This is a genomic window from Schlesneria sp., assembly GCF_036405755.1.
In the GTDB taxonomy this organism is placed as follows: domain Bacteria; phylum Planctomycetota; class Planctomycetia; order Planctomycetales; family Planctomycetaceae; genus Schlesneria; species Schlesneria sphaerica.
On sequence record NZ_DASWWZ010000691.1, the window covers coordinates 1 to 8253 of the forward strand.

General features: G+C 56.4%; 5 protein-coding genes. 4 read left to right on the top strand and 1 reads right to left on the bottom strand.

The genetic code is table 11. From position 1 onward, the window contains the following. From VGE80_RS22895 to VGE80_RS22905, 3 genes are all read left to right on the top strand, one after another. A partial coding sequence (locus tag VGE80_RS22895; RefSeq protein ID WP_440594260.1) for a transglutaminase TgpA family protein occupies positions 1 to 2266 on the top strand: 2266 nt, incomplete at its 5' end. Between the two features lie 125 nt (positions 2267 to 2391). After that, complete coding sequence (locus tag VGE80_RS22900; RefSeq protein ID WP_440594262.1) at positions 2392 to 4224, top strand: UbiD family decarboxylase; 1833 nt, start codon at positions 2392 to 2394, stop codon at positions 4222 to 4224. Positions 4225 to 4908: 684 nt separating this feature from the next. Beyond that, entirely contained in the window at positions 4909 to 6558 is a 1650-nt protein-coding gene (locus tag VGE80_RS22905; protein WP_373652043.1) for a TolC family protein, read from the top strand. Positions 6559 to 6737: 179 nt separating this feature from the next. Here the strand turns inward: VGE80_RS22905 and VGE80_RS22910 are convergent, their stop codons facing one another. Continuing rightward, positions 6738 to 7436: a sulfite oxidase-like oxidoreductase gene (locus tag VGE80_RS22910; protein ID WP_373652044.1), complete on the bottom strand. Its 699-nt coding sequence runs from the start codon at positions 7434 to 7436 to the stop codon at positions 6738 to 6740. A gap of 292 nt (positions 7437 to 7728) precedes the next feature. On the opposite strand from VGE80_RS22910, the gene VGE80_RS22915 reads away from it, so the two are divergent. Next, positions 7729 to 8253: methenyltetrahydromethanopterin cyclohydrolase (locus VGE80_RS22915; protein WP_440594261.1), on the top strand; the 525-nt coding region annotated here is incomplete at its 3' end.

The following is an 8253-nucleotide window of genomic DNA, read 5'->3' on the forward strand; positions in this document are numbered from 1 at the left end:
TCTCCTGGGGATCGCGGCTCTGATTGCGACCGGGTATGAGTTCTCAAGTGAAAACCACGAAGGAAAATTGCTCGCCGGGACGCATCTTTTGCTTTACGCCACCTGGATCGTCCTCTTTCAACAGAAGACCGTGCGGCTGTACTGGTTTCTGATGGCTCTGGGAATTCTGCAGCTCGCCGTCGCCTCGGTCCTGACGACGAAGGGCTGGTTTGGTTTCTGTGCGTTGCTCTACACGTTTGGAGCGGTCTGGACACTGTCAATCTTTTCACTGTGGCGCGCAGAACAGCATTTCAAAGAAGAAGAGCAGATCCGGTTTGCAGTAGCGACTGGCGCACCTCCCACTGCCCAGCTTCCGTCGACAAACGGGACACCCCAGCAGAGTGAAGTCCACGGAAGCGTTCAGCACGAGGGGGGGGCACAGTGGTTGACGGCACGGTTCGTCACCGGAGTTCTGTTAACAACGTGCTCGGCACTGGTGGTCAGCGCGGCATTTTTTGCCTTCATTCCCCGCGTCTGGAGCGGGGCATCAGTCACACTGAATAACGATCCCGACCGACTGCCCGCAACCAGCCGCAAAACCGGACTGTCAAGTTCCATTCGGCTGGGTGATCTGGGGCCAATTCTCGAAAGTCTCGATCGGGTGTTCGAGATTCAGATCGTCGATCTGAAGTCTCGAAAAGTCCTTTCTGCACAGGAATACGCTGAACGCCTGGGTTTGGTCGAACCGCTGTTTCGCGCGACAATTCTCACTCACTACAACAGCGGAATGTGGTCATCTGATTCCCTGGATGGCCTGCATCGCAAGCCATTCGAACGGTCTGATGCTGCATGGGACATCGAACAGCAAATCCAACGTGACACCAACGACTCGCAGGTCCTCTTCTGCATGGGACATCCGTTGATGGTCCTGGATGCACGGCGTCAGATGTACGGTAATCTGAACGAGATGACCGACATCGTAATGCGCAGTGACCCGAAATCGGAAACAGGCCCGGTCGCCTATAGCGTTTTCTCGGGGTTGCCCGAAAAAACCCCACTTCACTACCAGCAACCGGTCAAACCTTCGATTCGAAACACCTATCTGCGCACGCGGTATCTCGACAAAGCTTCCCGACTTCCCAAGAAGATGGATCAGTTGAAGGGGATCGCTCACCGGATCGTCGAGGAGGAAGAAGAGCGACTTCGCAAAGCGGAAGGGGATCAAACCCCGCGCGAACTGACCAAAATGGAAATCGCCCAGGCTCTGGAATCACATCTACGCGATTCGGGCGAGTACCGATACTCGCTGGACCTGTCGATCGTGGACCCCAGTATTGATCCGGTTGAGGATTTTCTGATCAACCGAAAAGCGGGACACTGCGAATATTTTGCGACCGCACTGGCGTTAATGCTGCGTGCGGAACGGATTCCAGCACGAGTCGTGACCGGATACAAAGGGGGGATTCCTAACCCCGACCGGGGGGAATGGCTTGAGGTTCAGCAACGATTCGCCCATGCGTGGGTCGAAGCATGGATTGATGACAACGGCTGGACGACGCTGGATGCCACTCCGGCAGCAGAACGATCCATCAGCATTGCCGCAATGTCAGCGAAAAAAGGTTCGATCTGGACTGAAATGCAGTCGACCCTCGCTGGCTTATGGTCCGAAAACATCCTCAACATGTCGCTCGATCGTCAGGAAGAGTCCATTTACAAGCCGATGCGTGAACTTGCGATGTCACTGCTCACGCTGTTCCGAAAACTGATTGCGTCACCCCAATCCGCTCTCGAAGCCTTTGTCGAGTTGCTCAGAAATCGCGAACAGTGGTTCAGCATTGGCGGTGGTCTGTTTGCCTTGGCGCTCATGCTCGCGCTGGTCGGACTGCACTGGATATACCGCCGAATCCTCAATGCGATTCGAACCTGGTGGGGAGGTCAATCGGGCCGTCGGTCGCAGCAGAAGTATCGCATTGTCGAGTTCTACGAACGCTTCATCAAGCTCTTGAACAGGCATGGGCTGAACCGTGGCCCCAGCCAGACACAGAGCGAGTTTGCGGACCTCGTTTCGCGGACGTATGCATCAGAACTGAGTTCCGCAGGGATCGACGGATTTCCCAACGAGATTTCCCGACTGTTCTATCAAGTTCGTTTCGGAGAACAGACGCTCTCTCCCCCGGAAGCCCGTCGGGTCGAAGACCTGCTGGCACGGTTCTCGCAAGCACTGGCGAACCACGCAGATACAGCCCAGGAAGCGGGTAACAGTTCGCCCCCACAGTCCTCAAAGTGAGAGTGCTTTACGATTTTGTGCGAACGGCCACTGACTGGCCAGCGCGTATGACATGAGTCATTGTCCAGCAGGGCTGATGTCGTTGGGCGAAATGATCACCGTTCTTGAAAGAAGTCGATCGACGTATGGGTTACCGAAGTCTCCATGATGCTGTGCAGGATCTCCAGCGAAACGGTCACCTTGTCCGAATCGACACAGAGATCGACGCCAATCTCGAAGCGGCAGAAATCCAGCGGCGTGTCTACGCAGCCAATGGCCCGGCGTTGCTCTTCACACGAGTGAAAGGTTGCCGGTTTCCCATGGTTTCAAATCTGTTCGGCACATCGGAACGAACCCGTTTCATGTTCCGCGACTCGCTCGACGCCGTACGGCGTCTGGTGGAACTGAAAATTGATCCCGGCCAATTCGCCCGTCGCCCGTGGAGATACGGGTCCGTTCCCGCCACACTGTGGTCGATGTGGATCCGGCGAACCCGTCGTGGCCCCGTGCTCGCCAATGAGACAACCCTGGACCAGTTGCCACAACTGCGAAGCTGGCCTGATGACGGGGGGCCCTTTATTACCCTGCCGCAGGTCTACACAGAGCATCCCGATCATCCCGGGTTCAAAAATTCCAATCTGGGGATGTACCGTGTGCAGATCGCTGGAAATGACTACGTTCCCAACCGCGAAGTCGGGCTTCATTACCAGATTCATCGCAGTATCGGCGTGCACCACGCTGCGGCGGTCCGGCGGGGAGAGAAGCTGCGGGTCAATATTTTCGTCGGGGGCCCTCCCGCGATGACGCTGTCAGCCGTGATGCCGCTGCCCGAAGGACTGTCGGAACTGCTATTCGCTGCCGCCCTGGGACGGCGCCCCGTTCGCATGATTTGTCAGGAGGGCAAGTTGCCCATCTATGCTGACGCAGACTTCTGCATCTCGGGAACGATCGATCCCAGTCGTACCAAACGGGAAGGTCCGTTTGGCGATCATTTGGGCTATTACAGCCTTCAGCACCAGTTTCCGTATCTTGAAGTCGATCACGTCTACCATCGGGACGGAGCCATCTGGCCATTCACCGTGGTGGGTCGGCCACCGCAGGAAGATACGTCGTTTGGCGAGATCATTCATGAAATCACTGGCCCGATCATCCCGACAGTGCTTCCGGGGGTCAAAGCAATCCACGCCGTTGATGCCGCGGGCGTCCATCCGCTTCTTTTGGCCATTGGCAGTGAACGATATGTTCCATACGCCTCCGAACGGACGCCACAAGAGCTGCTGACGGTCGGCAACGCCATTCTGGGGCAGGGCCAGCTCTCACTTGCGAAGTACCTTTTCATCGTTGCACACGAGGACCGTCCAGAGCTCGATATCCATGATATGCTCGCCTATTTCCGGCATGTACTGGAACGAGTCGATTGGACGAGGGACCTGCACTTCCAGACCAGAACGACAATCGACACACTCGATTACACCGGCGGTGGCTTCAACCAAGGGTCGAAAGTTGTCATCGCAGCCGCGGGCAAACCACGTCGAAGCCTGGGAACAGAGTTCCCCTCAGACTTCCGTTTGCCGGACAGGTTCAAGAATCCCCGCATCGTGATGCCAGGTGTGCTGGTGGTCGAGAGCAACGCGGGCTCCACACCGACGCCACGGCTTGATCAGTTCTGTTCCGAGTCCACCCCGCTGATGGAAATGCTGGCTCCCTTTCCATTGATCGTGCTCGTCGACGACAGCGCCTTTTCTGCACAGAACCTGTCGAATTGGCTCTGGGTCACCTTTACCCGGTCGAACCCTGCGGTGGACATCGACGGTTTGGACTCTTTCATCGAGGATAAACACTGGGGCTGTCATGGCTCACTGGTGATCGACGCCCGCCGCAAACCACACCATGCTCCACCCTTGATTGAAGACCCGAAAGTCACGAAGCGAATCGACGAACTGGCCGCTCCCGGGCAACCGTTGCACGGCATTTTCTAAGCCTTCAGTGCTTTGATTGCTTTTGATTTCTACTTCGAAACGCTCTTTCGTACGGTCCACCGAGTCAGTGCCTGTACTGGTGTATTTTCCCTTTCCCTGGCGAGGGGATTGGCAAGAAAAACGCGAAACTCACTCGCCAACAGGCAGAATCCGCCTGACAACCTGAAAATTGCACCGCTTTGAGTCGTCTACCCCGCGTTTGGAGGCCATGGCTTCAAACGAAGTATCGGAAAACCCCGCCACGCTTACCCAGGCTCACCGGCGGAACACCCCACGTAAACGGAACAACCGTTACATCTTTTCGCCGAACTTCGATTTCCAACGCGTTGATAGAGATGTTCCCCGATTTATTTGTGCCGTGTTTCCGGCGTCGTCGATACATCGGGAAGCCATCGTACAATCGCCATACCCAGGTTTGGCATCAGTTGCGTTAAAGTCGATAAGGGGGGATTCCAAGTGAATTCAGGTAGACGACCAGGAATTCAATGGCGCACAGGCACCATTTCACTTCTCTCGCTGTCTGTCTTGAGCGGGTGCATGTCCTCGCAGGGGGGACTGACTGAAGGAGTTGCATCACGGATCACACCTACCACTGTCGATTCGAAAACACCGTATCCAATTCCCTCCCGCTCGCAGGCGACCGCAATCGCAGCCCGACAGAAGGCGCAGCGGGAAGCCGAATACATGAAAATAGCAAAAGCGCCAGAGATGAATCCCGGTGAGGCATCGGTGGCGGAAGTCGAAAAGAAAATTGAGCAGTCGATCCAGCAAATCAACTCGACGGACGAAGCAGAAGAACCTGCGAAGTCGATTGCTGATGTTCTTGATTCGAACCTCGTGCTGGCTCAGAACACCGTCGCTGCCCCCCGGAGGAACGGTGCGGCGACACGGTTACGAATTCCCAATGAGTTGCCTGGTGCAGAGGCCCCGGTAGTCACGCTGCCCCCTCAGGATACGGAAGACGCGGAAAGTCGGGCGAAGGACATCGAAAAGTACTTCGCCGAGCTACCCGCTGTGGCCCCGAATCAGGTGGACCCTTACGACGAGCAACGAGTCTATTCGCTGGAAGAACTCCAGGCGATGGCTCTTTCGTCGAATCCTGTGATGGCCCAGGCCGAAGCGAACATCGTGGCCATGCGAGGAAACGCGATCCAGTCAGGGCTCGCGCCAAACCCGATCGTGGGCTTCCAGGCAGATACCGTCGGTTCGAACGCCAACGCGAACTACATCGGGGGCTTCGTCGCTCAGAAGATCAAGACCGCTGGCAAGCTGGGGCTGGCCGAATCGCGCGGCAATGTCGACGTCTTCAACGCCGAACTGATGCAGAAGAAAACGCGTGTCGACTTGATCACCCGCGTGCGAGGTGCCTACTTCGCCGCCCTGATTGCACGCGAGAACGTCAGGATCACCGAAGCACTGGTACGGTTTACCGACAACGTCTACCACGTGCAGCTCGACCAGCTTCGCGGAGGTCTGGTCTCTGTTTACGAACCCATTCAGTTGCGTGCACTCGCCTTCCAGGCGAGAACCGCACTGGTTCAGTCGCGCAATCGCTATGACGCCGCGTGGCGACAACTGGCGGCCACAGTCGGGATGCCAAACCTCGAAATCGGGGAACTGGAAGGTTCACCAGAAATGGGAACTCCGGTCGTCAACTACGATGTGGCGCTCCCTTACATTCTGGCGAATCACACCGACGTGCTGGCGGCACAGAACTCGATTTCTCAAGCTCGAATCAACCTGCGGCTCCAGGAAGTCACTCCGATTCCCGACCTGGACCTGTACGTAGCCTTGCAGAAAGACCATACGACGGCCCCGATCTACCGAATGACGTACAACGTTCAGGCAGGCCTTCCGATTCCGATCTTTGACGCGAACCAGGGTAATATCATGAATGCCCAGGCGACGCTGATCAAAAATTCGCAGGAAACGGCTCGCGTTCAGAATGAACTCGCTGCGGCTCTGGCAGGTGCGATCGAGCGATACGCAAATGCGAGTAATGTCATTCAACTCTACCGGGACCACGTCCTCCCGGACCAGGCACGCGCTTATCGCGGTGTTTACGAACGACACCAGCAACAGCCGGATATCGTCGGATTTGCTGACGTTGTCAACGCACAGCAGATGCTGCTGATGTCGATCGGAACTTACATCAACACGCTGGGCGTCAGATGGCAAGCCTTCACCGAGATTGGCGAACTGATCCAGGCCGAGACCCTCGAAGGAATCGAAGCGGTTGTTCGTGGCGGTCATATTGCGATGGAAAGTACGCACGTCGAGGAAGTTCCACCTGCAAACGTGCCTCCCGAACCAACGGATTCGACCGAGAAATAGGTGACTTGCTGATGCCGTGTGGCAGCACTGAGCCCCGCACTCGCTGAACACTTCCGCGGATCGCATCTGCCCTGTCAGCAGGCAGAAGGCTCCTGCAAGTCGTTTCCCTGTTGGCTGTCACTGGCCGTAGTTGAAAACCGAAACGGTGTACGTGCCCAAGAGCATGTGCACCGTTTCACTTAGATGGACATATTTTCTTCTTCATTCCAGCCGGGTGGCAGCGTTTCGGAACCAAACCGCTCTTCCAGCCAGGGGTCACCGTGATTGTGATAGCCTTGCTGCTCCCACAGGCCCGGTTGGTCGTGGTCGAGGAAAACCAGTTCCGAACACCACTTCGCACTCTTCCAGGCGTAGAGAAGGGGGACGACCAGTCGCACAGGTCCCCCGTGTTCAAAGCTGATCGCCTCTCCGTCATGTGTATCGGCGAGCAGGACGTCAGGTTGCTGGAAGTCTGAAAGCGGCATGTTGGTTGTCCAGCCATCATCGTTCCCCCGGGCAACGACAAATCTGGCTTCGGGCTTCACCCCCGCTCGATTCATCAGCTCCTGAACGGAGACTCCTTCCCAGACGTTCCCCAGGCGCGACCAGCGGGTGACGCAGTGAAAGTCAGAAAAGACTTTGACACGTGGTAAAGCCCGGAATTCCTCGTACGTGAATCGAAGGGGGCGTTCGACAAGTCCTGTGACCTCCAGGGTCCATTCTTCGGGTGGGATCTCGGGAATCCGCCCCCATTGCAGGACCGGCCACTTGCGAGTCCGCGACTGCCCAGGAGGAATGCGATTCTCGCGATATGTGTCGCGGCTGATAATCACAGGCGGAGCATATTGTTTCGGTCCTTCCGGTTCACCCGTCTGGTACTTAGGATCGCGTTCCAGCATGCACAAGTCTCTTCAGATGGATTAATTTTCACACCGCTGCGCGCTCACCGTTCTGGAGCGGAAATGGTATCATGTCCTCGTTGTAGCGCGTAAGCATATTCCCTGTTAACAATGCGGGTTCGTAGGGAGCACTTCCGGAAACGACGTCACCGCCAGCATTTTCATAACCGGTCGGCGTTGACACCAAACTGGGCATCTCGCTGGCGCCTCGTCAAATTCATTCGTCGTGGATTGAATCCCGTTGCGGACTTTCCACACGTTGATCCATTCGTCAAAATTTTATGGCAATTGCATGAACCTTCAATTGAACGACCTGGCCTCGCAACTGATCGAAGATATCAATGAAAGTCCAGAGGATTACCGGATTCAGCGGCACGACGTAGAAAATAATGGGCTGCTGCTTGACTTCGGCGTCGAGTCGGAGGGAGGCATCGAGGCCGGTATCGCTCTTGCAGCCATTTGTATGTCCGGTTTGGCTGACGTGTCGCTGACGCCGGGCACGCTCGGTGACATCGGTTGGCCTCACATTGCCGTCGAGACTGATGCTCCGGTCGCGGCGTGCCTGTTCAGTCAGTATGCAGGCTGGCAAATTAACGTCGGTAAATTCTTCGCGATGGGCTCAGGTCCCATGCGCGCGGTCGCCGCCAAGGAACCCCTATTCGATAAACTGTGGTATCGCGAAGAATCAGACCAGGTCGTCGGGGTGCTCGAGTCGGGTAAACTGCCGGGAGCAGAAGTCTTCGAGTACATCGCGAATGCCACAGATGTCGATCCGGAAAATGTCGTCCTGTGTGTGGCCCCTACGTCCAGCATGGCA